22 protein-coding genes are annotated in these 21,357 nt (G+C 72.7%); 2 read left to right on the top strand and 20 right to left on the bottom strand.

All coding sequences use genetic code 11. The annotated features are described in order from the left end of the window. Positions 1-5 precede the first annotated feature (5 nt). From WMF19_RS34150 to WMF19_RS34135, 4 genes are all read right to left on the bottom strand, one after another. Positions 6-980, bottom strand: coding sequence for an HvfC/BufC N-terminal domain-containing protein (locus WMF19_RS34150; RefSeq protein WP_437894183.1), 975 nt, complete (start codon positions 978-980; stop codon positions 6-8). After that, positions 977-1,858 carry a DUF692 domain-containing protein gene (locus WMF19_RS34145; protein ID WP_437894182.1) on the bottom strand — a complete coding sequence of 294 codons (882 nt, stop codon included), beginning with the start codon at positions 1,856-1,858 and terminating at the stop codon, positions 977-979. Before WMF19_RS34145 ends, WMF19_RS34150 begins: the two co-directional genes overlap by 4 nt. Positions 1,859-1,889: 31 nt before the next feature. Continuing rightward, a complete protein-coding gene (locus tag WMF19_RS34140; RefSeq protein WP_437894181.1) occupies positions 1,890-2,303 on the bottom strand; it encodes a hypothetical protein in 414 nt (137 codons plus the stop codon). 170 nt (positions 2,304-2,473) lie between these two features. Further along, on the bottom strand, positions 2,474-3,310 hold the full coding sequence (locus WMF19_RS34135; RefSeq protein ID WP_437894180.1) for a hypothetical protein: 837 nt from the start codon (positions 3,308-3,310) through the stop codon (positions 2,474-2,476). A gap of 312 nt (positions 3,311-3,622) precedes the next feature. Between WMF19_RS34135 and WMF19_RS34130 the strand changes: the two genes are divergently transcribed. Both WMF19_RS34130 and WMF19_RS34125 read left to right on the top strand, forming a co-directional pair. Further along, complete coding sequence (locus WMF19_RS34130) at positions 3,623-4,258, top strand: hypothetical protein (protein ID WP_437894178.1); 636 nt, start codon at positions 3,623-3,625, stop codon at positions 4,256-4,258. Between the two features lie 159 nt (positions 4,259-4,417). Further along, positions 4,418-4,804 carry a hypothetical protein gene (locus tag WMF19_RS34125; RefSeq protein WP_437894177.1) on the top strand — a complete coding sequence of 129 codons (387 nt, stop codon included), beginning with the start codon at positions 4,418-4,420 and terminating at the stop codon, positions 4,802-4,804. A gap of 14 nt (positions 4,805-4,818) precedes the next feature. Here WMF19_RS34125 and WMF19_RS34120 read toward each other — a convergent pair whose 3' ends face one another. From WMF19_RS34120 to WMF19_RS34045, 16 genes are all read right to left on the bottom strand, one after another. Then, positions 4,819-5,172: a hypothetical protein gene (locus WMF19_RS34120; protein WP_437894176.1), complete on the bottom strand. Its 354-nt coding sequence runs from the start codon at positions 5,170-5,172 to the stop codon at positions 4,819-4,821. Between the two features lie 144 nt (positions 5,173-5,316). Then, entirely contained in the window at positions 5,317-6,327 is a 1,011-nt protein-coding gene (locus WMF19_RS34115; RefSeq protein WP_437894175.1) for a PEGA domain-containing protein, read from the bottom strand. A gap of 28 nt (positions 6,328-6,355) precedes the next feature. After that, positions 6,356-7,132: a PP2C family protein-serine/threonine phosphatase gene (locus tag WMF19_RS34110; protein ID WP_437894174.1), complete on the bottom strand. Its 777-nt coding sequence runs from the start codon at positions 7,130-7,132 to the stop codon at positions 6,356-6,358. A gap of 118 nt (positions 7,133-7,250) precedes the next feature. Further along, positions 7,251-7,613 (bottom strand): hypothetical protein, encoded by a 363-nt coding sequence (locus tag WMF19_RS34105; protein WP_437894173.1) that lies wholly within the window; start codon positions 7,611-7,613, stop codon positions 7,251-7,253. A gap of 17 nt (positions 7,614-7,630) precedes the next feature. Continuing rightward, on the bottom strand, positions 7,631-8,995 hold the full coding sequence (locus WMF19_RS34100; RefSeq protein WP_437894172.1) for a hypothetical protein: 1,365 nt from the start codon (positions 8,993-8,995) through the stop codon (positions 7,631-7,633). A gap of 235 nt (positions 8,996-9,230) precedes the next feature. Next, positions 9,231-10,322, bottom strand: coding sequence for a PEGA domain-containing protein (locus WMF19_RS34095; RefSeq protein WP_437901706.1), 1,092 nt, complete (start codon positions 10,320-10,322; stop codon positions 9,231-9,233). Between the two features lie 117 nt (positions 10,323-10,439). Next, positions 10,440-11,294, bottom strand: coding sequence for a helix-turn-helix transcriptional regulator (locus tag WMF19_RS34090; protein ID WP_437894171.1), 855 nt, complete (start codon positions 11,292-11,294; stop codon positions 10,440-10,442). Between the two features lie 318 nt (positions 11,295-11,612). Further along, entirely contained in the window at positions 11,613-12,389 is a 777-nt protein-coding gene (locus tag WMF19_RS34085; protein ID WP_437894170.1) for a PP2C family protein-serine/threonine phosphatase, read from the bottom strand. A 460-nt stretch (positions 12,390-12,849) separates the two neighbouring features. After that, positions 12,850-14,457 carry a hypothetical protein gene (locus tag WMF19_RS34080; RefSeq protein ID WP_437894169.1) on the bottom strand — a complete coding sequence of 536 codons (1,608 nt, stop codon included), beginning with the start codon at positions 14,455-14,457 and terminating at the stop codon, positions 12,850-12,852. 20 nt (positions 14,458-14,477) lie between these two features. Beyond that, positions 14,478-15,539: a PEGA domain-containing protein gene (locus WMF19_RS34075; protein WP_437894168.1), complete on the bottom strand. Its 1,062-nt coding sequence runs from the start codon at positions 15,537-15,539 to the stop codon at positions 14,478-14,480. A 46-nt stretch (positions 15,540-15,585) separates the two neighbouring features. Continuing rightward, entirely contained in the window at positions 15,586-16,395 is an 810-nt protein-coding gene (locus WMF19_RS34070; RefSeq protein WP_437894167.1) for a hypothetical protein, read from the bottom strand. Continuing rightward, positions 16,392-17,189, bottom strand: a complete 798-nt coding sequence (locus WMF19_RS34065) for a sigma-70 family RNA polymerase sigma factor (protein ID WP_437894166.1) — start codon at positions 17,187-17,189, stop codon at positions 16,392-16,394. The genes WMF19_RS34070 and WMF19_RS34065 overlap by 4 nt, the downstream gene beginning before the upstream one ends. Beyond that, complete coding sequence (locus tag WMF19_RS34060) at positions 17,186-17,470, bottom strand: hypothetical protein (protein ID WP_437894165.1); 285 nt, start codon at positions 17,468-17,470, stop codon at positions 17,186-17,188. Before WMF19_RS34060 ends, WMF19_RS34065 begins: the two co-directional genes overlap by 4 nt. A gap of 75 nt (positions 17,471-17,545) precedes the next feature. Continuing rightward, entirely contained in the window at positions 17,546-19,543 is a 1,998-nt protein-coding gene (locus tag WMF19_RS34055) for a serine/threonine protein kinase (RefSeq protein WP_437894164.1), read from the bottom strand. A 211-nt stretch (positions 19,544-19,754) separates the two neighbouring features. Further along, positions 19,755-20,501, bottom strand: coding sequence for a hypothetical protein (locus tag WMF19_RS34050; protein WP_437894163.1), 747 nt, complete (start codon positions 20,499-20,501; stop codon positions 19,755-19,757). Between the two features lie 555 nt (positions 20,502-21,056). After that, complete coding sequence (locus tag WMF19_RS34045) at positions 21,057-21,314, bottom strand: hypothetical protein (protein ID WP_437894162.1); 258 nt, start codon at positions 21,312-21,314, stop codon at positions 21,057-21,059. Positions 21,315-21,357: the final 43 nt, after the last annotated feature.

Here is a 21,357-nt window from a genome sequence, read left to right as displayed (position 1 = left end):
GGCGATCATCGGGACGGCCCGAGGAGCGCCCCGCGCTCGGCGAGGTCGCTCAGCAGGGCCGCGGTGCTCTCCAGCACCGGCCCGTCGACCGGGTGTCCCAGCGCGGCGCAGCCCGCGACCACCGCCTCCCCGAGCGCGGCGCCCGCGAGCAGGCGGCCCAGGATCTCGGCCGCGAGCGGCGTGAGCTCGAGGAAGCGCACGTCGTGCGCGGCGTCGCGGTACACGAGCAGGCGCGTGGGCTCGCGCGCCGGCACGTCGCGCGCCGATTCGTCGCCCTGCAGCCTGTGGACCGCGTGCTCGTAGCGCACGAGCGCCGCGGCCCGCTGGAAGCGCGCGCCCCGGTCGAGCGACAGCGCTTCGCCGAGGGGCCCCGGCGCCTCGTCACCCGGCGTCTCATCGCCCGGTGTCGCAGGCGCCTCGTCGCCGGGCGGCCCTGACGCCCCGCCCGCGGCGACCTCCTCGTCCTGCTCGGCGCACGCCGCCGCGAAGGCAGCCAGCTCGTGGCGCGCGAGATCCGCGAGGTACGCGGGGACCTCCGGATCCCCGGCCCAGCGCGGCGCCGCGAAGCCCACGAACTCGAACGCGACGTCGCGGAGGTAGCGCGACCGGGGCGGCTCCGCCTCGATGAAGCGCGCCACGTCCGCCTCGAACCGCGCGCCGAGCCGCGCCGCGGTCCGCGGGATCCCGGCGCGGATCGCGCCCGTCAGCCCGCGGCGGATGAGGCTCCGGTAGAGCAGCAGCCGCTTCGGCGGGAGCGCCGCCATCGCCTCGAGGTCCGGCCCCTCGAGCCCGGCGCGGGCGAGCCACGCGCGGGGATCGGCCGCGAGCGCCTCGCCGTCCGGCGCGGTCACGCTTTGCTGGAGCGCCCGCTCCAGCGCCGCGAGCTCCGGCGGCGGCGCGTTCGACGTCCCGCACGTCCCGCACGTCTCGCACGTCCCGCCCGCCTCGCGCGTCTCGCGCGCCTCGCGCGCGGCGCTCACGCCCGCGCCTCCCGCGCGGCGAGCCCGCGCCGGTACGCGGCCTCGACCTCGGCGAGCTCGGCGAGCAGCGCGCCGAGCGGCGGCACGTCGTTGTCCCGCTCGAGCACGACCGGCACCGGCCCGGTCCGCGCGACAGCGCGGGCGAGCAGGTCGAGCACCGGGGCGACGGCGGGCGCGCCGTGCGTGTCGACGAGGACCTCCGCGTCGTCGCGCCACTCGTGCCCCGCCACGTGCATCGAGGCCACGCGCTCGGGAGGGATCTTCTCCAGGAACGCGATCGGGTCGAAGCCGTGGTTCCGCGCGTTGACGTAGACGTTGTTCACGTCGAGCAGGAGCCGGCAGCCGGCGCGCTCGAGCACCTCGACGAGGAAGTCGGCCTCGTCGAGCGAGGCGCGGCCCGGGACCAGGTAGTACGTAATGTTCTCGATCGCCATCGGGCGCTCGAGCCGCTCCTCCGCCTCGCGGATGCGGGCCGCGGCGTGGGCGGCGGCCGCGGACGTGTGCGGGAGCGGCAGGAGGTCGTGGAGGAACGCGCCGTCGACCCCGGAGAAGCAGAGGTGGTCGCTGTGGAAGGGGGGATCGAGCCGCTCAAGGAACCCCCCGAGCGCGCGCAGGTAGCCGGCGTCGAGCGGATCGAGCCCGCCGACGGACAGCGTGAGCCCGTGCGTCAGGATCGGGCGGTGCTCCCGGACGCGCTCGATCGCGGCGGGGAAGTAGCCGCCGCGCCGCATGTAGTTCTCGGGGGAGAGCTCGAAGAAGGGGACGGGCAGCGCCGCGTCGCGCGCGCCGCGATCGGGCGCGTCGAGCGCCGCGAGCACCTCGTCGAGGAACTCCCATCGGAGCCCGAGGCCGACGCCGGTGAGCGCGCTGCCGGTCATGGGGGTACGGGGAGGGCGCGGGAGGCCGCGATCAGCCGCAGGTGCCCTGGCCGCAGCCCGCGTGGCCAGGCTTCTTCCCGGCGGCGCCCGTCTTCTTGGCGCCGGGCTTGGCCTGGGCGGCGGTGGGCGGCGTGGGCGGCGCGGCCGTGGCCGCCGGGGTGGCCGTGGGGGCGACCTTCGGCGAGGTCGCGGCGGACTGCGCGTCGCTCGGCGGCGCGGGCTCGGCCGGGGCGGCAGGGACGTTCGCGCCCGCGGCGGCGTCGCCGGAGGCCGCCTCGGTCGGCGCGGGCGCCGGCGCGGGCTCGGCCGGGGCGGCGGGGGCGGTCTGCTCTGCGGGGACCTCGCTCGCGTTGACCGGCGCCTGCGCGCCGGCGCAGCCGCTCATCACCATGGCGCCGGCGCTCAACGCGGCGAGGGTCTCGTAAATGCTCTTCTTCGACAGCATCGTGTGGCTCCTCTGGTTCTCGTCTCGACGGGCCTGCGCCCACCGTTGTCGTCTCGACGGGCCTGCGCCCTCCGGCGGGCACAGGCGTGATCCGGCTCCCGGCGGCTTCCGGACCGCCGTGTCATCTCAGAGCCGCTGCGTCGCCGCAACGGCTCACTCGCGCGCCGCGCTCACCGCGCGCCGCCGTCCGCTGCCGCCGGCGCCGTGGGGGCCGCGCCGGCGGTCGCGGTCAGCTCGAGCGTCACCAACGCCTCCTTGGCGACCTTGGGTGAGAGCACCTCGAGCGTCTTCTGGGCGAGCTTGCCGAACGCCTCGCGCGGGCGGACGTCGTGCTCGGCGAGCCCCACCGGGAACGGCTTCGCCGTCTTCACGGTGACGCTGGCGGGCTTGTCGCCCTCGTACCTGAACGTGGCGATGAGCTCCACGGTCCTCGGGGACTGCCGCTGGTGCAGCAGCAGGTCGCCCGACGCCGTGAGGGTCACCGTCCGCTCCGCGCCGGACAGCTTCGAGAGGTCCTTCTCGCCGGAGGTCGAGATCGACCGGATCGCGAACTGGGCCTTCTCGTTCTTCGCGCGGACGTCATCGGGCGTGTCCTTCGAGATCTCGAGCCATGTGCGCGCGTGCTGGTTCTGCAGGTCGCTCTTCTTCTCCTCGCCGGGCTTGCCGTCGTCGCCCACGGCGGTCTGGAAGAGCTCGATCGTGGAGAGGTCGACCGTGATGAGGCCCGTCGTCCTCGTGATGTCGGCGGGGTCGACCTGGAGCGTCCCCGCGGCGGCGCCCGCGATCCGCCCGCGGATCTTCTCCTGCGGCGCATCCATCACGAGCTCGACCTTGCTGCCCGCGCGGTCGATCGCGAAGGCCGCCGCGGCGGGCGCCTTCGGCTCCGGCGCCTTGAGCTCTGTCGCGGCGGGCGCGAGGCTCGGCTGCTCCTCCTGGCACGCGGCCGCGCCTAGGCCGGCGGCCGCGAGCGCGAGGAGGAGCAAGGTCCTTGTCCGGATCGTCTTCACGCTTCTCTCCTGGATCTCTCGGGTTGTTGCGCGCCCGCGCACGAGGGCGCGCGGCGGTCTCCACTTGAACAGGAAGGCCGGCGCCCGGGAAGGGAGATCAGGGTCATCGCCCTCGCTCGCCTGCCCGCTCGGCGCCTCGGTTCCATGGGTTCCATGTCCGAGCTACGTGCGAGCGGCTCCGTGGTTTCGGTCGCGGCCGCCGGTGCGGCGCAGGGCGCAGCCCGCCGGACCTGCGCTGCACAGCCGCGTGTGGCCTGGGGTGTGCACGAGGCGGTCGTCGAAGACGGAACGAGCCAACCGGAGACAACTGCAATGAGCACGCGACGACTCGCGGCGGCTGCCATGACCGCCGCCGGAATGATGGCGCTCGCCGGCGCGGCGGAGGCGCAGGGCGCGGCGGGCCGGGATCAGCACGTCCGGCCGACAGGCAACATCCCTCCGGCGGATCAACCGCTCATCCGGCGCATCCCCGAGCCGACCCTCGCGGTCGAGGGCGGCTTTGGCGTGCTGGGCTACGTGGGCGGCGCCGCGGGCGTCGGGCCGAGCTGGAACGTGCGGGTGACCGGGACCATGTCGCCGCGCGTGGCCGTCGAGGCCAACTACACCGGCTCGGTGAACCAGCGAACGATCGCGGGGAAATCGCTGGTGATGACCGCGCTCGACGCGGGCCTGCGTTACAACATCCTGCGCGCTGACGAGGCGATCGTGCAGCCGTTCGTGGTCGCGGGCGTTGGCTACGTGGGCTGGGCGGGCCGCGGCGGCGACCCGTTCGCTGTGTCGGTGCCGCTCACCGCGGGCGTGGAGCGGCTCGTCACGCGCAACGTCAAGGTGGGCGCCCGGTTCAACTTCCGCCCTGCGTTCTTCGACGATCTGACCATCGGCGGCGTGACGAACCGGACGGGCGGCGACAGCTGGTCGCTGCTCGCGCACGGCGGCGGCGCGTTTTGACCAGGGACATCGGGTCTTGACCTGGGCCGCACCTGCAGGACGAGGCGGGCGCGCGCGGGGCTCCTGTCGTCCTGTGGAGTGGAGTAGGCTGCCGGCCGCTCGGGCGGCGACCCGCCTTCGGGGCTCCGCGGCCGGGCTTCATCCACGGAGAACGACGGTATGAACACGCGCAGCCACTCGCCCCGTCGGGGCCTGAGCCTCTTCTTCACGGGGCTCTTCTTCACGTTCACGGGGCTCGCGCTCGTCTCGAGCGCGGCTTGCTCCAGCCAGCAGCCGGCGGCCCAGGGGACGTCGACGGCGGCGGGCGAGCGGCGGGAGAACGACTGTTCGACTGGGCCGCTCCTCGAGTGCCCCGAGGGCCAGCTCGACGGCTGCGCCAACGGGACCACCACGGAGCACCGGTGTGTGGCGGCGGGGCGGGGGAGGTGCCTCGACATCCGGGCGGCGCTCGTGAAGTGCCTGGACGGCGAGATCCTGACGCACGACGGCTGCCCGGAGCCGGCCTACATGCAGCGGTGCGCGCCCAGGTCCGCGCAGCTGCCTTGAGCGGCAGCTCTCGATCAGGGGTCCGTTCGCTCCGGTTGAGGCGATAGGACGTTCTCCGGGGGCCTCGGCGTACCGCCGCGCTCGCTGCGTGCCCGTGAAGCACCGACGGACGGCGCGGTGTGCTCGCCGTCGTCCTGCGGCAGAAATCTGGGCTGCGTCCCGGAGGGGGGCACGATGTCCTCCACGGCGTCTCCTCGATCGGCTCGCTCCGCTCTGCAGTGCTCGCAATAGCGCGCCGGGTTCCAGTCGATGTCCTCGAGACCCAACTTCCGCACCCACGAGAGCTCCCACATCTGCCTCGTGCTCACATAAATGACGTTCCCCGAGCGGGGCATATCGCTCGTGTCGATCCTGCGACGCTTCGGCATGGGCGCTCCTTACTCGTCCGAGGCCGCCCATTCTGCCGATGACGAAGCGGCCTGCCAAGGGCCCTGTCGCCGAGATCGCCGCCGATACGATCGCCTTACGTGCGAACGTCAGAAATTCTCACTGGAGGACATGATTTTTTTTTCTCACTTCCCGGCATCGCTCACCCGTCGGGAGGTTCCAGCAGACCCGCTCATCCCCGGCGCGCTGGCCCTTTCCCGCGGGTCGCCTGGTGTAGCGCTCGCGGCCAGCGGCCCTTCCGTGCCCGGCCCGCTCATCGAAACCGGCATCTCCACGCGAACCGGCTCCAGCGGCAGCGTGACGCCAAGCGTCTGCCCTGCGGTCGCCATGATCGTCTCCCGCGCCGCCCTGTACCCGTTCAGCTCTGCGCCTATCACGTGCTGGCCCGGCTCCAGGAACACGGGTAGCGCGAGCGGCGTCCAGCCCAGCACGGCTCCGTCGACCGTCACCTCCGCGCCTTCCGGCTCCGTCTCCACCCACACCGCCGCCAACTTCGCCAGCGCCTCCTGCAGCAACACCCCGGCGCGCTGCTGCGGTACCGTCCTCGTGCCGGACACTGCGGGCGGGTACCAGGACAGGTGCGTTGGATCGACCGTGACATCTGCTGGTCTGAGGGAGCATCCAGCAAGAGAAACGCCAGCGGCCGTCACGGCGACGCCGTAGAGAGGAGAGGCGCGATGAGCGATGCCCACCCCCCGTCGGTGCTCAGCGGTTCGCACCTGCGTGCCGCCGGCCCTTCCCACGCTCCGCGCTCTGCGCGGGCCGGGAGGGGGCGCCTTGCTCGTCCCCGTGCTGCACATCGTTCCCATCGCTGACCTCGTTCCACGCCTTGCCCTCGACACGCCGTCTCGTCGGTCACTGGCGGCAGACCACTTGCTCGCGGCCACTACCGCCAACACCGTTCCGGCGCCGGCTGCAACGCCGGTCGCTGTGACGCCGCGCGTGATCACCGCCGCCCTCGGCCCACGCTCGAAGAGGGCGCGCTGCCTCGCGGAGACGTCGGCGGGCGTGTCGGCCCCCAGCGCGTTTGGGCTCCACCCGAGCGGCGCCGCGAGCGCCGAGCAAAACACCAGGACACTGGATCTCCTCATGACGCTACTCTTCACCTCCGCCTCCGCTCCCGCCTCGTCATCCATGTCCACCTCCTCACCAGCGTTCATGGCGTCACCCGCCGCCGAGGCGCGCCAGCACGCACGTCACGTTGTCCGGGCCGCCGTGCTCGTTGGCGATGTCGACGAGCAGGTTGGCGGCGAGGCTGAGGTCTCGGTGCCTTCCGAGGACGCCCTCGATGCGTGCCTCTGGGACGGGGCCCCAGAGGCCGTCGGAGCACACGAGGAAGATGTCTCCCGGCGCCGTCGCCTCGACGCGTGACTCGATGTCGATGCTCTTGTCGCATCCGAGGGCCCTGGTCACGGCGTCGGCGAGTCCATTCAGGGCCTGGAGGGCGGCCAGGGCGCCGTCGCCGGGGCCGAGCAGCTCTTCCAGCAGCGTTTGATCCCGCGTCAGCCGCTCCAGCTTGCCACCGCGCATCCGGTAGACGCGGGTGTCGCCCACGTGGGCGATATACGCCATGCCGGGCCCGAGCAGCACGCCCGCGAAGGTTGTTGCCATCCCGCGCACCTCGTCCCGCCGCTGGCTCGCCTCGTAGATCGCCCGGTTCGCCCTCCGCACGCTCAGCACCAGCCGCACCTCGTCCCGGTCGTGCGCGCTGCCCGTGCCGTACGGCCACGTCTCCTCGAGATCCTCGTCCACGTCGAAGCAGCTCTTGACCACCTCGATGGCCATGCGGGACGCGACCTCTCCGGCGGCGTTGCCGCCGAGGCCATCGGCCACCATGAAGAGCCCGATGCAGGGGAGCGCGGCGAAGCTGTCCTCATTGTGGCTACGGCGCCGGCCCACGTCCGACAGCGCAGCTGCCTCGATGGCGAGCTGTGGATACACGATCGTCCTCCTCGCGCGCTCGTCTTCGAGACGAACCGAGCCATGGCGTGCCGCAGACGGCGGCGCGCGTTCGTTTAGATCCGAGAAGGCCGCGCCACACGCGGCCTTCTCTACGTCGCTACCTCAGGGCTGCCAGCGCCACGCCGCACACGACTGCCAGCACGAAGAGCACCGCGCCGAGCCGTGCCAGGAGCGAGCTGCGCTGCTCGACCTCGCGCTTCACCGGCAACGTGCTCGCCCTCGGCGGAGCCTCGTGCTCGGCCACACGCGCGGCGGCGGACAGCTTCTCCACCCAGACCGCCATTTGCACGAGCGCCGCCTCCTCCCTGGGGTCATCGAGCCCGTATGTCGCCATCACACGTCGGGCCCCCGCCTTGGCGAGCCGCGTCTTCTCCGCCTGCGGGGTCGTCGCGCACCAGCCCGGCTCGGTCCACGGCGTGAGAAACGTTTGCAGGTCGTCCACCGAGATGTCCAACCCCATTGGGCCTTTCATCGCGCTCATCCTCCGCATGGCGCTTGCGCCGCGAAATCCCAGCAGAAGCCAGCGCTGCCCGGTGCACCGGCGCTCTCCGGCGGGCCGCCCGGCGCGGTCTTGCCGCCGTCGCCGGGCGTGCCGGGGGTGAACTGCACCGCCGCCACGTCGCTCGGAGCCGCCGCATAGGCGATGCCGACGGCGTGGCCGCCTCGGCCGCCAGCGCCGAGGCCTCCCGCACCGCCTTGGCCTCCTCGGCCCCCGTCACAGCCCCGAGTTGAGGGGGAGATTCCCGAGGCTGCGCCGCCGGCAGCGCCGACGCCGCCGTCCGCACCGCTCTGTCCGGCCACGCCGTCGCCGCCCTTGCCCGCCTTGCCCACTGTCACGGTCACGTCGGTCAGCACGAGCTTGGTTCCGAGGCTGAGGATGCCGACGCTCGACCCGCCGGCCTTGCCACCGCCGCCGCCTTTGCCGCCGCAGCCACCAGCGCCGCCGCCGCCGCCGCTGGCGCCGGGGCCCTCCACGGTGTCCGCGCCTGGCCTGCAGAACAGGCCGGCCTTGGCGCCGCCGCCGCCACCTCCGCCTTGGCCTCGCTTTCCCGAGGTGCCGGTGCCGCCGTCGCCGCCCGCGATGCCGTTCAGCGTCAGCTGCGTCTCGTTGCCGGCGGCGCCGACCGTGCCGGGATCGCCGCTCTTGCCGCTCGTGCCGGGTTCGCACTCGTCGGCGGCATCCGTTTGACCGATGCCGCCGAGCCCGCGGTTGCTGGGATTCGGGTCTGGCAGCGGCGCGCCGTCCTCCCCGCGCTGTCCGTTGCCGTCATCGGTCCCGGGGGTGCCACCGCGCCCGCCTCGTCCGCCGGTCGTGTCGCCGTCCTCGCACGTGGTCACGCCGGGGTCTCCGCCGAGGACGAGCCCGCACGCGTTCGATACCGCCCCCGCGCTCGCGCCTGCAAGCGGCGCGTCCGCGGGCGTCTCGCCGTTGGGGCCGTCCATCCCGTCGCCTGCGGTCACATCGATCTGCGCAAGCTCCGCCTCGATGTCCGCCACCGCGACGCCGATCGACGAGCCGCCCGGCGCGGTCCCGCTCGCGGCGCGGACGGCGAAGCTGCGCACCTTGGCGCCGTTCGCGGCGTTCGTCAGGGTGAGCGCGATGAGCCCTGCGGGCCCGTCGATCGTGCTGCGTGCCTCGGCGCTCCAGGTCCATCCGGCGTCGCAGTCGAAGCCGCCGATCACCTCCACCTCTGCTTCGATGGTCACGTTTTCGGCGAACGCTCCGCTCGCGCACGCGAGCACGCGCTTTCCGTGGGCGTTGGCGATCGCGTCCGCGAGCGAGGCGTACGGCATCGCCTTGGAGCCGTCGCCGCCAGGCGGAGCGCTCGCGCTTGCGAACACCGCACACTCCTCCGTCACCGTGCTCGCATCCTCCCTCGGATCCGCTTCGCACACCGCATCAGCCCCGCCTCCGCCCTCAGGAGGGCACGTCAAATTCAGCGCGCAGTCGTCGGCACGGTTGGCGCAGCTCCATTCCAGCAGAGCGCATGCGACGGCCACCAGCCCCAGCCTCCACAGCGCGGGCGTATGCTGTCCTCTCATTGTTTCTCTCCAACGGGTATCGCTGTTGGGCTTCTCAGAACCGCCCGCTCACTGTCACTCCACGGGCGGTCGACCCGATGGCCGGCATTGCGCCCACTGCCGTGCTGCGTCGCGGCCACAGGGCGTAAATCAACGTCGTAGCGCCGGCGACACCCGCGCCGACGAAGCCCGCGACGGCTAGATTGTGGAAAGTGTCGCTTTGCCCGTTCAGGTCATGTAGGGCATCGCAGCTTGGGTTGCTGCGGGACCTGCACGCCGAACTGCCGCCGTTGCGTGCGAGCGCCGCAGCCAGTGCATTGGCGTCGGTCGCCTTGGTGTTTGACTGCACAGTGAACACCACGCCTGCGACGGCGGCCGCCCCTGCGGTCGCTGCGCCGCCGATCAGCAGCGCTGTTCTCGGGCCGGCGTCCTGCGTCGGCGCCCGGCGTGTAGGCGGCGCCGTGGGCGCCTCTGGGCGCGGCCCCGGCTTCCTTTCGCTCACGGTGGGCAGCTCCGCCAGGGCGAGTGTGACCTCCTGCGAGCCGCCCGGCGCCACCGTCACGACCCTGTCCGCGTCGGCGTAGCCAGGGCGCCGCGCGGTCAGCGTGTGGGACCCTGGATCGACGTAGAGCTCGTCGGCGGCCTCCTCCTCCTGCAGCGGCTGTCCGTCGACGCGCAGCTCTGCCTCTGGCGGCGTGACCGTGACCCGCAGGATGCCGACGCGCCGCCGGGCCTCTTCCAATCGTTTCGTGAGGAGCGTCCGCAGCGCCGGCGCCTCGTCGGCGGGGAGCTCGCGCAGCGCATAGGCAAGGTGCACTGCGGCGTTGCGAAGGTCGCCCACGATCAGCTCGATGTCACCGAGGTTGGCGGCCACGGCATAGCCTTTCTTCAGCGTCCACGCCTCGAGGAACACGGCGCGGGCCTCTGCCCACCTGCTCTGGTCGTAGAGGCGGACGCCCTTGTCGAAGAGGGCACGCTGCCTCGCGGAGGCGTCGGCGGGCGTGTCGGCTGCCAGCGCGTTTGGGCTCCACGCGAGCGGCGCCGCGAGCGCCGAGCACAACACCAGGACACTGGATCTCCTCATGACGCCACCCTTCACCTCCGCCTCGGCCTCGTCGTCGACGCTACCCTTCGCGCCATCGCTCATCACGTCACCCGTCTCCCAGCCGCGCCAGCACACGCGTCACCGTACCGCCGTGCTCGGCTCCTCCTCGTGGTCCACCCGCCAGAAGTCCGGCCAGGGATCCCGGAGGGAGAGATGTTCTCACCCATGGCGCCCTACTCCCGGGAGCGTCGTGTTCAGGGGAGAGCGCTCTGCTTCCTCCCAATCGGACGCACTGGCAGCGCTCGTCCCCCCTTCGTCGGGCTGTAGCGGGAAGCTCGTCAGGGTGGCAGCGCGACGGGCGAGCTGTTCCCCCGCGACGGGGTGGACAGGGCGCGGTGGCCGGAGCTGCGGCAGGGGAGGCGGCGGGAGCTTCGCCCGCGGGCTACTGGCCGCGAGCTCGGGAGACGGCACCACGGGAGGTGGAATGTCGAGCGCGCGGGGAGGTATCGGCGGCGACGCCGAGCTCTCACGCTTGGTGACGGGCTCGCCGGCCTGGATCGCCACGGTATCCTCCGCGTCCGTTCGGCGGTCGTCGTGCAGCCGCCAGAGGCGCTCCCAGTACCGCGCCGGCGTGCCGGTGAAGGTCTCCAGCTGCCGCGCGAGGCCGGGCGTCATGGGCAGGTCGCTCCTCAGCAGCCGCTCCACCTCCCTCGGTTCCAACCCCGTGCACTCGGCCAGCTTTCTCCTCCACGAAGGCGTCGTCGCACAGAACGACTCGAGGACCCTTCCTGGCCAGGGGACGGGGCGCCCTCGGGCGTCTCGCAGCTCGGCGAGCGCCGCATCGACGTGACAGTCCAGGAGGCGCCGGTAACGGTCCCGCTCCCCCGCTGCCTGCTCCTTTGCATCGGTGAGGGCTGCCTCCTCTGCATCATGCGCCTGCTCGCGCGCCTCACGAAACCCCCGCTCGCGTCCCAGGGCTTCGCGCGCGGTGACCGCGAAGCCGAGCGCGACGCATGCGATCATCGCGAGCCCGAGCGGCGAGACGAGCCACATTGCACCCAGCATGTCCTCCATGTTCCCTCCTGAACCGTGAGCCTTCTTGTCCGATGCACCGCGGAGCCCGGCCTCGTGCTGCCCGACCCAAGGCATCCCATCGAGTCCGCCGTTCGTCGCGCCTGCCACAGCGCGCCGTCTTGCCCCGCCTCCCGGCCGCGCCAGCACACACGTCACGTTGTCTGGTCCGCCATACTCCCAGCCACCAGGCGTCCGGCCAGGGAGCCCGGAGGGAGAGAGTTCAACGCAAAGGCGCAAAGGCGCAAAGGCGCAAAAAAGCTAGAAGTTTATTCTGTTTTGCGCCTTTGCGTTGAACTCTCTCTTCACTCTTGTCATGGGTCACCCGCTTCCCAGGCGTGCCAGCACGCACGTCACGTTGTCCGGTCCGCCGTGCTCGTTCGCGAGGTCGATGAGCAGCTCGGCCGCAAAGCCCAGGTCTCGATGCGCACCGAGGATCCCGGCGATGCGCGCCTCGGGCACAGGGCCCCACAGCCCGTCTGAGCACACGAGGAAGATGTCTCCCGGCGCCGTCGCCTCCACGCGCGACTCAATCTCGACGTTCTCGCCGGCCCCCAGCGCGCGCGTGATCGCGTTGGCCCGGTCGCTCAGCGCCTCGACCGCCTCCCGCGCGCCGTCGCCGGCAGCGAGCAGCTCTTCGAGCAGCGTGTGGTCCCGCGTCAGCCGCTCCAGCTTGCCACCGCGCATGCGGTAGACGCGGGTGTCGCCGACGTGGGCGATATACGCCATCCCCGCCCCGAGCAGCACCCCCGCGAAGGTTGTTGCCATCCCGCGCACCTCGTCCCGCCGCTGGCTCGCCTCGTAGATCGCCCGGTTGGCGCGCCGCACGCTCAGCACCAGCCGCACCTCGTCCCGGTCGTGCGCGCTGCCCGTGCCGTACGGCCACGTCTCCTCGAGATCCTCGTCCACGTCGAAGCAGCCCTTGACGACCTCGATGGCCATCCGGGACGCGACCTCTCCGGCCGCGTTGCCGCCGAGGCCGTCGGCCACCATGAACAGCCCGAGGCACGGCAGCGCCGCGAAGCTGTCCTCGTTGTGGCTCCGGCGCCGGCCCACGTCGGAGTGCGCTGCCGCCTCGATGGCGAGCTGTGGATACACGATCGTCCTCCTCGCGTGCTCGTCGCTGAGACGAGCCGAGCCAAGGCGCGCCGCGCATCGCGGAGCGCTCAATCCTCCTCACGACCACCTCAGCGCACGACGCGCTGGTTTCTGCTCACCGCACGTGGGTCACGTCGGCGCACGCGCGCGCGGCGCGCGCGGCGCGCGCCCGTCAGCCGACTGGCCCCAAAAGGGTCCGCCTCTCCCGGGCTCCTGCCAATGGCCATTGGATAGATATCCAGACTATAGGCCTGACGAAGCAGTGGAGGATTTCAGCAGACCATCGGCCCACCCGCCCGACACTCACGCTTTCCCAGCAGTGTTGTTAGCCCCGAGCAGCCCACCGACCCGCGTTTCCGCAGCACGGTGGAAGGTACTGCCTGGGCGCTCTCTACGTCCAGCCTCCTGAAGCGATGTCGCCCTTGACTTCTCCGGAGAAGCTCATTCCCTCCAGAGCGCTTCAATTCTCACACGATCGACCTGAACCGAAATTCCAGCAGAGCCCGGCGCTCCCCGGCGCGCCGGCGCTCTCGGGCGGGCCGCCCGGCGCGGCGCTGCCGCCGTCGCCGGCCGTGCCCGGCGTGAACGTCTTTAGCTCGGGCGCTGCAGCCGGGGGCGACGCAAAGGCAATGCCGACGGCGTGACCGCCGCGGCCGCCAGCGCCTGGGCCGCCTGCTCCGCCACGGCCACCGTCGCCACCCTTGCAGCCGGGGATTGATGGCGGCTTTTCCGATGCGGTTCCGCCGACGGCGCCATTGCCTCCAGCGGCTCCATTTTGCCCTTCTACCCCATCGCCGCCCTTGCCCGCCTTGCCCACAGCGACGGTCGCGTTCTTCAGCACCAGCTTCGTCCCGAGGCTGAGGATCCCGACGCTCGACCCGCCGGCCTTGCCGCCACCGCCGCCTTTCCCGCCGCACCCGCCGGCACCGCCGCCGCCGCCGCTGGCGCCGGGGCCCTCCACGGTGTCGGCCCCCGCAGCGCAGAACCGCCCGGCTTTCGCACCGCCGCCGCCGCCGCCCCCTTGACCTTTCTTCCCCGATGTGCCCGTGCCGCCATCGCCCCCCGCGATGCCGTCCAGCGACAGCGTTGTGTCGCTTACCGCGGTTCCGGGAATTCCGGAAGTTCCGGGCGCGCCGGGTTCGCCCTGGCGGCAGGTGCCACCAGTCTGCCCTGTGCCGCCAAGCCCGTACTCGTCGGGGTTCTCCTCCGGCAACGGCGCGCCGTTCTCCCCGGCTTGCCCGTTGCCCTCGTCTATCCCCGGGGTTCCGCCGCGCCCGCCTCGGCCGCCAGTCGTCTCGCCGTCCTCGCACGTCGTCACGCCGGGCTCGCCGCCCCGCACCGCTGCGATGAGCTCGCACGCCTTTGACGCGCGCGTCTGCTCCGTGTCTGGCGCGCTCGCGCCCGCGAGCGGCGCGAGCGCGGGCGTCTCGCCCTTCGCGCCGTCCATCCCGTCGCCCGCGGTCACGTCCACCTGCGCCAGCTCCGCCTCCACATCCGCCACCGCCACGCCGATCGACGACCCGCCCGGCAGCGTCGCGCTCGCCGCGCGCACCGCGAAGCTCCGCACTTTCGCCCCGCTCGCTCCCTCCGTCAGCGTGAGCGCTATCTCATCCGCGGGCCCTTCGATCGCACTCCGTGCCTCGGCGCTCCACGTCCACTGCGCCGCGCAATCGAAGCCGCCGATCACCTCGACCTCGGCTCCGATCGTCACGCTCTCCGCGAACGCTCCGCTCGCGCACGCGAGCACCCGCTTGCCGTTCGCGTTGGCGATCGCTTCCCCGAGCGACGCGTACGGCATCGCCTTCGTGCCGTCGCCGCCTGGCATCGCGCTCGCGTTCGCGAACACCGCGCACTCGTCCGTCACCGTGCTCGCATCCTCCGTCGGGTTCGCTTCGCACATGGAGTTGCTGCCGCCGCCACCGGTTGCGCTGCTCGTCGGGCGGAAGTGCTCGCACGTGAGCATCAGCTCGCAGTCCTCGTCGATGTGGTACCAGAGCCCATGGCAGCCACCGGCGGCGATGGCGAACGCCATGGTTGCCGTGAGCGCCCGCATTCCTCGAAGTCTCATGACGTGACCACTCCGCCTCATCACCACGTCCCCACTGCGACGATGCCACCGCCGTTCAGACGGACGTCGGGTCGTACCGACACCGCCGTCGAGCTGGTGCCTGCTCGGCTGGGCCACAGCACATACGTCGCCGCAGCGAGAGCGAACACGCCTGATGCGATGTAGCTGCCAAACGCAACGTCGCCGAGATCGTGGGCCTGTGATCCCCGCCGGTTCAGCTCGGCGCACCGTGCCGCGAACGCGGTCGACGGCCCGACGCATTGCCCTCCAGCGCCCCGGATCGATCGGCTCTGCGCGCGCGCCTCGTCGTTCGCGTCGTTCGACGCCACCGTCATGCCCACCCCCACGCCGAGCCCGACGACGCTCGCCGCTCCGAGCGCGAGCACCGGCACCCAGCTCCGCTTCGCCTCCGGCGAAAGGTCCACGCGCGCCGCGGGCGCCTCGCCGCTCGGCGTTGGCGACGCCGCCGGGGGCGCCGTGGTCTGCGGCACAGCCGGCCGCTCCACCAGCGCCAGCGTCAAGCTCTGCGCCGTCCCCGCCGCCACCGTCACGATCTTCTCTGCATCGGCATACCCATCCCGTCGCGCGGTCACCCGATGCGTCCCAGGATCCACGAAGATCTCCTCCGGGGTCTCTTCGATCAGCAGCGGCTTGCCGTCGATCAGCACCGTCGCCTCCGCGACGTTGACGCGCACCCGCAGCACGCCGAGCTGCTTCGCCGCCCGCTCGATCAGCTGCGTCGTCCGCTCCAGGTTCGGCGCCTTCGTCGATGGCGGCGCCGCGCGCAGGCTGAACGCCAGGTGGATCGCGGCCAGGCGCGGCTTGCCGAGCTTCAGCTCGACGACGCCGAGGTTGGCGGCGATGTCGTACGTCTTCGCGATCGCCCACGCTTTCAGGTAGGCGACCTCGGCATCGGCCCAGCGCCCCTCGTCGGCTGCCGTCAGACCTTGCTGAAAGAACGGCGCGGCTCGTTGTCCCTCGGTCGTCGCGATCTGTTCTCGTGTCGGTTCGCTCTGCGCATGCGCGAGCGGCGGCACCGACAGGGCGGTGAGCGTGCACCATGTCAATCCTGCGAGACGCATTCCCGTCTTCATCGTCGCTCCTGCTGCGCTCTCCGAGCACCGCGGCTCATCGGTAGATCGCCCCGTCCAGCGGATCGGCTGGCGGTACCTTGACGGCCGGCGGTGCGACCTCCCTTGCGGGCTCGTCCTCCGCTCCGTCCTTCATCGCTTGCGGGGCCTTGCGTGGCGCCGGCGGCCGTCTCGTCGACGGCGCCGTCGCGGACGACACGGCGCCGCGCCCCACCGCACCTGCGCTCGCGCTGGCGTCCTCCGGTGCCGCTGCGACCGTGCCGGTGTCCATGGATGCGCCCGCCGCCGCATTCGCCATGGCGCGCGCATCCGCCTCCGCCCTCTCCGCTGCCGCAGTCCCGGCGCCCGAGCTCCTCTCCGCTCCGCGCGCGCTCACCCCCGCCACCGTCTCCGTCACGCGCGCGCTCACCCCGTCGCGCGCCCACGCTGCGATCTTCCCGTCGCCGCACCGCCCCACCATCGTCATCGCCCCGGCCACGCCGAGGCCCACCACGCCGAGCCCCACCGCCAACCGCAGCCGCCTCCGCTTCCTCGCCTCCGCGGCGGTCGCCTCGGCCCCGGGCAGGACCATCGGCGCCACGTACACCCGCACGTTGCCGATCCCCCGCTCGCTCGCTCCGTCCGGCTCCGCTTCGAGCCGCTTCGCCTCGATCTCGTAGAACAGCGGATCCCGCGCCTCCACCCGCCCGCCGAGCTCCCGCAGCTGCGTCACCGCCCTGTCCAGCGAGGCGTCGTCGCCCGGCCGCTTCACCGGGTTCTCGATCTTGCGCGCGAACGGCCGCAGCTCCCGCGGCACCCCCTTCAGGGCCGGGTCGGTGTTCGCGCGCCTGCGCCCGTCCTCGCTCATCTGCCGCCCGCGCGCTCCGCGCTCGCCTCTCGGCTCGTCTCCTCGAACAGCTCGCCGTGCTCGCCGCGGAACCACTCCGGCATCGCCGTGACCCCCTCCGCGGCGAGGCGCGACCGGAGCAGCTCCACGAGCTCCTTCATCCGCCGCCGCATCGTCCGCGAGCTCGTGCCGACCCGCGCCGCGATGACGTCGAGCTCCGCGTCCTCCTGGAACCGCAGCGCCAGCATCGTCCGCTGCGTCTCGCTCAGCCCGGCCATCGCCTCCTGCAGCACCCGCACCGCCGTCGCCGCCTGCTCGCGCCGCGCCACCGCGCCCTCACCGGCTCCCTGCCACGTCGCCCTCAGCGCCTCGTCCACGAGGTCGTTGCAGAAGCTGGCGACCTTCTTGTGGATCGGATCCTCACCCATGCTGAAGACCTCGAGCAGGTGCTCCTCGTCCAGCGCGCCGTGCCCGCGCGCGCGCCCCTCCGTGAGCCGGCCGAGCATCGCCGCCCGCGCCTTCCTCCGCAGCGCCTCGTGCTTGCCGCCGACCTTCGCCGCGTCGAGGATCGCGTGGCACGCCTTGTAGAACGCCCACCGCCCGAACGGCCCCAGCGCCGGGTCGTACGACTGCGCCGCCAGCACCACCGCCAGCGCCGCCTCCTGCAGCATCTCGTCCGGCGACATGACCATCCCGTACCGCTTGACGATCGCGCCCACCGCGCGCCGCCCGAGCTCCGGGTCGCTCTCGACCAGCCGCCGCTGCTCCGCGCTCAGCGGGCGCTCGCGCGGCAGCGCCACCACCGTTGCGGTCACCGCCGCCTCCGCGGCTCGCCGCCCTTCTTGACCGCGGCCGGGCCGGGCTCCGGGCGCTCGCCGCGGAGCGCCCGGACGTCCACCTTGTCGCTCTCCTTCACCGCGGGCCTCGCGACGCTCGCCTGCAGCAGCCGCTGCATCTCCGGGTCCGTGTCCAGCGCCACCCGCAGCAGCCGCCGGATCTCCTCCTCCACCTCCGGCGGGCACAGCCCCGAGACACGCTTCATCGCCTGCCTCACGTGGGCCTCGATCACGTCGTCCAGCGTCGGCGTCTCTGCCATCGTTGCCACCCTCTCAGGAGATATCGGCGGAAGGGCCGCCGAGCGGCCAAAGAAAGCGCATCCCCCGGCCGCTCACTAGTAGATCTCCTCCGGCAGCTGGCGCACCGGCGCGCGCCTCCGCGGCGGCAGCGACGAGGCGCCACCGGCCGCAGCGCGCGGGGTGGCCCCGGCGCGCGCGGTGGCCGCCGGGCTCTCCGCTGTGGCCACCGCGGTTGTCGGCGTGGCGATCGCGTCTTCCGTGGCCGCGGCGCGCGCGGTGGCCGCCGGGCTCTCCGCTGCGGCCGTTGCGCTCGCCGGAGCCGCGATCGTGTCCTCCGTGGCCGGCGTCGTGGGGCCTGGCGCCGGCGTCGAGTTGACCCCGCCGGGGGTCGTCGAACCCCGTGTCTCGCCGGCGGGCTCGTCGCTGGCCGCGGCGTCGGGCCTGCCGCGAAGATAGACGTACGCCGAGCTGCCCAGCCAGCCGAGGATCCAGACCGCAAGGAGCACGCCGAACCACCGCGGCGGGGCCTCCAGGAACTGGCGGAGCCTCCCTGCGGAGCGCGGCTGCTCGGAGGTGGAGCCTACGGTCTCCGCGCCGGCCGCGTCGCCGGCCGCGAGCACCAGCCGCTGGATGGGCGCCGTCTCGGCGTGGCGCGCCTGGAGCTCGGCCGCGAGATCCTCCGTGTCGAGCCGTGGCGCCTTCGATACGTGGCGTACGGCGGGCGGCGGCGGGCGCCACGCCCGGTCCCCGGCGCGCCTGCCGCCGGTGCCCTGCCCACCGGCCGGCGCCTTCGCCGCCTGGTCTTCCCCCACCCCCTGGTCGGCCGCGATGGAAGCCAGCGACGGCATCGGCTCGGTGTACCCGCGCCCGCGCGGCGGCGCGCTCTCCGTCCTCGCGGGCGGCAGCGACGGCATCGGCTCCGTGTGCCCGCGCCCGCGCGCCGCCGGGAGGGGTTCGGTCTCGCCCCGGCCGCGCGTCGCTGCCTCGCCGCCCGCCCCCTCCTGCGGCCGGCACGCCGCCGGCAACGGCACCCGCATGCCGATCGTCCGGAGCGGCGGCAGCTCCCCCATCTCGTGCTCCATGCGCCGCAGCGCGGCGTCGAGCGCGATCGCGAGCTGCTCCGCGTTGTCCTGGCGGTCGGCCGGGTCCTTCTCGAGCGCCTGCGCCACGATCTCCCCCACGGCGGCGGGCACCCACGGCGCGACGCTGAGCAGCGGGCGCGGCGTGTCGTGCGCGATCGCGAGCCCGATCTTGTTCTTGTGGACCACGTCGCCGTCCGCGGCGAACGGGTGCTGGCCGCTGAGCAGTTCGTAGAGCACGATCCCCGTCGAGAAGAGGTCGCTCCGCGCGTCGACCGCGTCGGGCATCATGATCTGCTCGGGCGACATGTAGGCGACCGTCCCGATGGAGAACCCCCCGGTCGTGATCACGCCGAGCCGCTTGAACTTCCCAGCGCCCAGGTCGAGCACGCGCACGTGGCCCTGCTCATCGATGTGGATGTTGTCCGGCTTGATGTCGCGGTGGACCGCGAACGGGTGGACGGCCTGGAGCCCCAGGCACACGTCGCGCGCGATCGTGAGCGCCCATGGCACCGGCAGCTTCCCCAGGCCGTCGAGGAGCTGCCCCGCCGTCCAGCCGACGAGCAGCTCCATGAGCATCCAGACGAGCCCGTCGCTCCGCAGGCCCATCGCGTAGACGGGGACCAGGTGCGCGTGCCGCAGGCTCCGGAGCACGATGGCCTCCTGCTGGGTCCTCCGCACGATCTTCGGATCGTCCGCCCGGCCCATGCGCATGCACTTCAGCGCGAAGCGCTCGCCTGTGCCCGCGCGCTCCGCTTCGTACACCTCGCCCATGCCGCCGCGGCCGATCAGGCGCACGATCCGGTACTTTCCGCCGCCGTCCTCCTCGTCGGCGAGCGTCTCGCCCACCGCGAGCGCGCACTGTCCCCAGGGCCATGCGCTGACCCGCTCGGTCGGCATCCACGCCGCGAGCGCGTCGGCCCCCGGCGCGTCGGCTCCGTTCCTCAACGAGCTGGTCGCGCTCCAGGCGCCGGATGGCGGCGGATCGTCGCTGGTAGGGTCACGGTGGGTCATGGCGTCCACGGACGGCCGGCAGGAGCGGCTGCGGCGGCCGCCAAGATATTCCGAAAACGGCCTCGCCAGCGGCCAGAAAATCGGCCGCCGCCGCTCCGGCACCGCGGAGCGGAACGGTCGGGGATCGTGGCGCGCTGGGGCGGTCGTCGGGGCGCGGGGGGCGGCGCCGGCCGGGGCCCGCGAGCGGGGCTGCGCGCTCGCGGCTCCCCGGTCAGCGGGCTTCGGGAGCGGCAGTTCGGTCGGCGATCGGCGCCGCCGGCTTGGGCGCTTGCTGCGCCTTCGCGCGCCGGGCCGCCGCGCGGCGCCGGCGTTCGTAGGTGCTCGTCACCTCGCGGAGGATCTCCGGATGGCGCTGGAACACCCGCGCGGCCGCCTTTCGCACGAGGCCCATCTTGCTCATCAGGAGCACGAGCATCCCGTTGCGGATCCTCGTCGCCTCTTTCACCTCGGAATCGGCGGGCGGCGGCGCCGCCGGCGCGGCCGCCAGCGCCCTGGCGAGCTCTCTGGCCTCTTTGATGAGCGCCACGTCGAACGCCTCGTCGATCTCCACGAGCCGGTCCTTGAGCGACTCCGCCAGGCCGGCATAATCGCTGAGCGCCTGGTGGAGCGCGCTGGAGCGCTGCGCGCTGTCGGCGTGGAACGCCTGGATCGTCGCGAGCTGCGTATCGGCGGGCTCGTCGACGCCGTCGTCCAGGAGGAACTCGATGGCCGACTCGAGCTCTTCAATCAGGAAGCGCGCGCGCTCGCCATGGTCGATGACGACCGGATCCACGAGGAGGAGGAGCGTGGTTTGGGCGGTCTGCGCGGCATGAACGAGCGAGAGGATGTCGTCCGCGGTGCTCGCCGGCAGCCGCGCCTTGACACGCTGGAGGCCGGGGAGCGACGTCGTCGGCTCCCAGCGCGCCGCCACGAAGCCCGCGACCTGGCCGGCCTCCTTGAGGAAGACGTCATAAGGCATCCGGAGCGGATTCTCTGCCTGCGCGACCTCTTTTGCCTGATCGAGCCAGCGCTCGTACGGTGATTGGGACGGTTTTTTCGCCATGATGCGACCTTATCGACACAAGCGCTCGCGGGCGAGCCGCTAGCAAGAATGCGTCGTGCTGGTTGCATACGATGACGCCTATTCGGTACGTTGCGCCCCTCTCCCGGACAGCCGGCGGCGAAACACGGTCCGGCCGCACTTCGGTTCGGAGGCCGGCGAAGCTCCCGACGCGGCCGTGCGAGCGGCCGCCGTGTCCGTGTCGCTTGGCGGCGTGTCCGTGCAGGCCTCGGCATGTCCGTGTCGCTTGGCGGCGTGTCCGTGCAGGCCTCGGCATGTCCGTGTCGCCGGGCGGCGTGTCCGTGCAGGCCTCGGCATGTCCGTGTCGCCGGGCGGCGTGTCCGTGCAGGCCTCGGCGTGTCCGTGTCGCCGAGCGGCTCGGCAATGCCTCATGCGCAACCAGGAACGACCTTGGGCGACGAGGTCGTAGCGCTCGCTTGGCCGGACCACGCCAGGGACATGCGCGCTGCGCCGCTATGTCGATTTGCCCCTCGACCTCCCCGCGGGGAGTGTCGTGTCCGAAATGATCGGCCCCCCCGCGTAGGAGCCGGCGCCGCCTTCGCTGCCCCAGCTGTCGACCTCATCGGGGGGAGTGTCCTCGAGCTCGCCAGACGGCGTGATCGGCCCGCGGACGCCCGGGACATCCGCCTGCGGCGGAGGCCGCTTCTCCTGGCTGACCTCGTTCCCGGAGCGCGGCGTGCTCGGCGGATCGTGCGTCTTGTCGACTCCCATGCTTCCTCCTTCCCGAGGACTCCTGGGACCGGCGCGCTCGATC

The organism is Sorangium sp. So ce124 (assembly GCF_051525235.1).
Classification (GTDB): domain Bacteria; phylum Myxococcota_A; class Polyangia; order Polyangiales; family Polyangiaceae; genus Sorangium; species Sorangium atrum.
This window is presented reverse-complemented; position numbering and strand designations above follow the sequence as displayed.

Excerpts from the sequence above, each read along its gene's own strand:
- WMF19_RS34145 (WP_437894182.1), bottom strand. The coding sequence starts at position 1,858 with ATGACCGGCAGCGCGCTCACCGGCGTCGGCCTCGGGCTCCGATGGGAG.
- WMF19_RS34140 (WP_437894181.1), bottom strand. The coding sequence starts at position 2,303 with ATGCTGTCGAAGAAGAGCATTTACGAGACCCTCGCCGCGTTGAGCGCC.
- WMF19_RS34130 (WP_437894178.1), top strand. The coding sequence starts at position 3,623 with ATGAGCACGCGACGACTCGCGGCGGCTGCCATGACCGCCGCCGGAATG.
- WMF19_RS34125 (WP_437894177.1), top strand. The coding sequence starts at position 4,418 with ATGAACACGCGCAGCCACTCGCCCCGTCGGGGCCTGAGCCTCTTCTTC.
- WMF19_RS34120 (WP_437894176.1), bottom strand. The coding sequence starts at position 5,172 with ATGCCGAAGCGTCGCAGGATCGACACGAGCGATATGCCCCGCTCGGGG.
- WMF19_RS34115 (WP_437894175.1), bottom strand. The coding sequence starts at position 6,327 with ATGGATGACGAGGCGGGAGCGGAGGCGGAGGTGAAGAGTAGCGTCATG.
- WMF19_RS34105 (WP_437894173.1), bottom strand. The coding sequence starts at position 7,613 with ATGGGGTTGGACATCTCGGTGGACGACCTGCAAACGTTTCTCACGCCG.
- WMF19_RS34095 (WP_437901706.1), bottom strand. The coding sequence starts at position 10,322 with ATGAGCGATGGCGCGAAGGGTAGCGTCGACGACGAGGCCGAGGCGGAG.
- WMF19_RS34090 (WP_437894171.1), bottom strand. The coding sequence starts at position 11,294 with ATGGAGGACATGCTGGGTGCAATGTGGCTCGTCTCGCCGCTCGGGCTC.
- WMF19_RS34080 (WP_437894169.1), bottom strand. The coding sequence starts at position 14,457 with ATGAGACTTCGAGGAATGCGGGCGCTCACGGCAACCATGGCGTTCGCC.
- WMF19_RS34075 (WP_437894168.1), bottom strand. The coding sequence starts at position 15,539 with ATGCGTCTCGCAGGATTGACATGGTGCACGCTCACCGCCCTGTCGGTG.
- WMF19_RS34070 (WP_437894167.1), bottom strand. The coding sequence starts at position 16,395 with ATGAGCGAGGACGGGCGCAGGCGCGCGAACACCGACCCGGCCCTGAAG.
- WMF19_RS34060 (WP_437894165.1), bottom strand. The coding sequence starts at position 17,470 with ATGGCAGAGACGCCGACGCTGGACGACGTGATCGAGGCCCACGTGAGG.
- WMF19_RS34055 (WP_437894164.1), bottom strand. The coding sequence starts at position 19,543 with ATGACCCACCGTGACCCTACCAGCGACGATCCGCCGCCATCCGGCGCC.
- WMF19_RS34050 (WP_437894163.1), bottom strand. The coding sequence starts at position 20,501 with ATGCCTTATGACGTCTTCCTCAAGGAGGCCGGCCAGGTCGCGGGCTTC.
- WMF19_RS34045 (WP_437894162.1), bottom strand. The coding sequence starts at position 21,314 with ATGGGAGTCGACAAGACGCACGATCCGCCGAGCACGCCGCGCTCCGGG.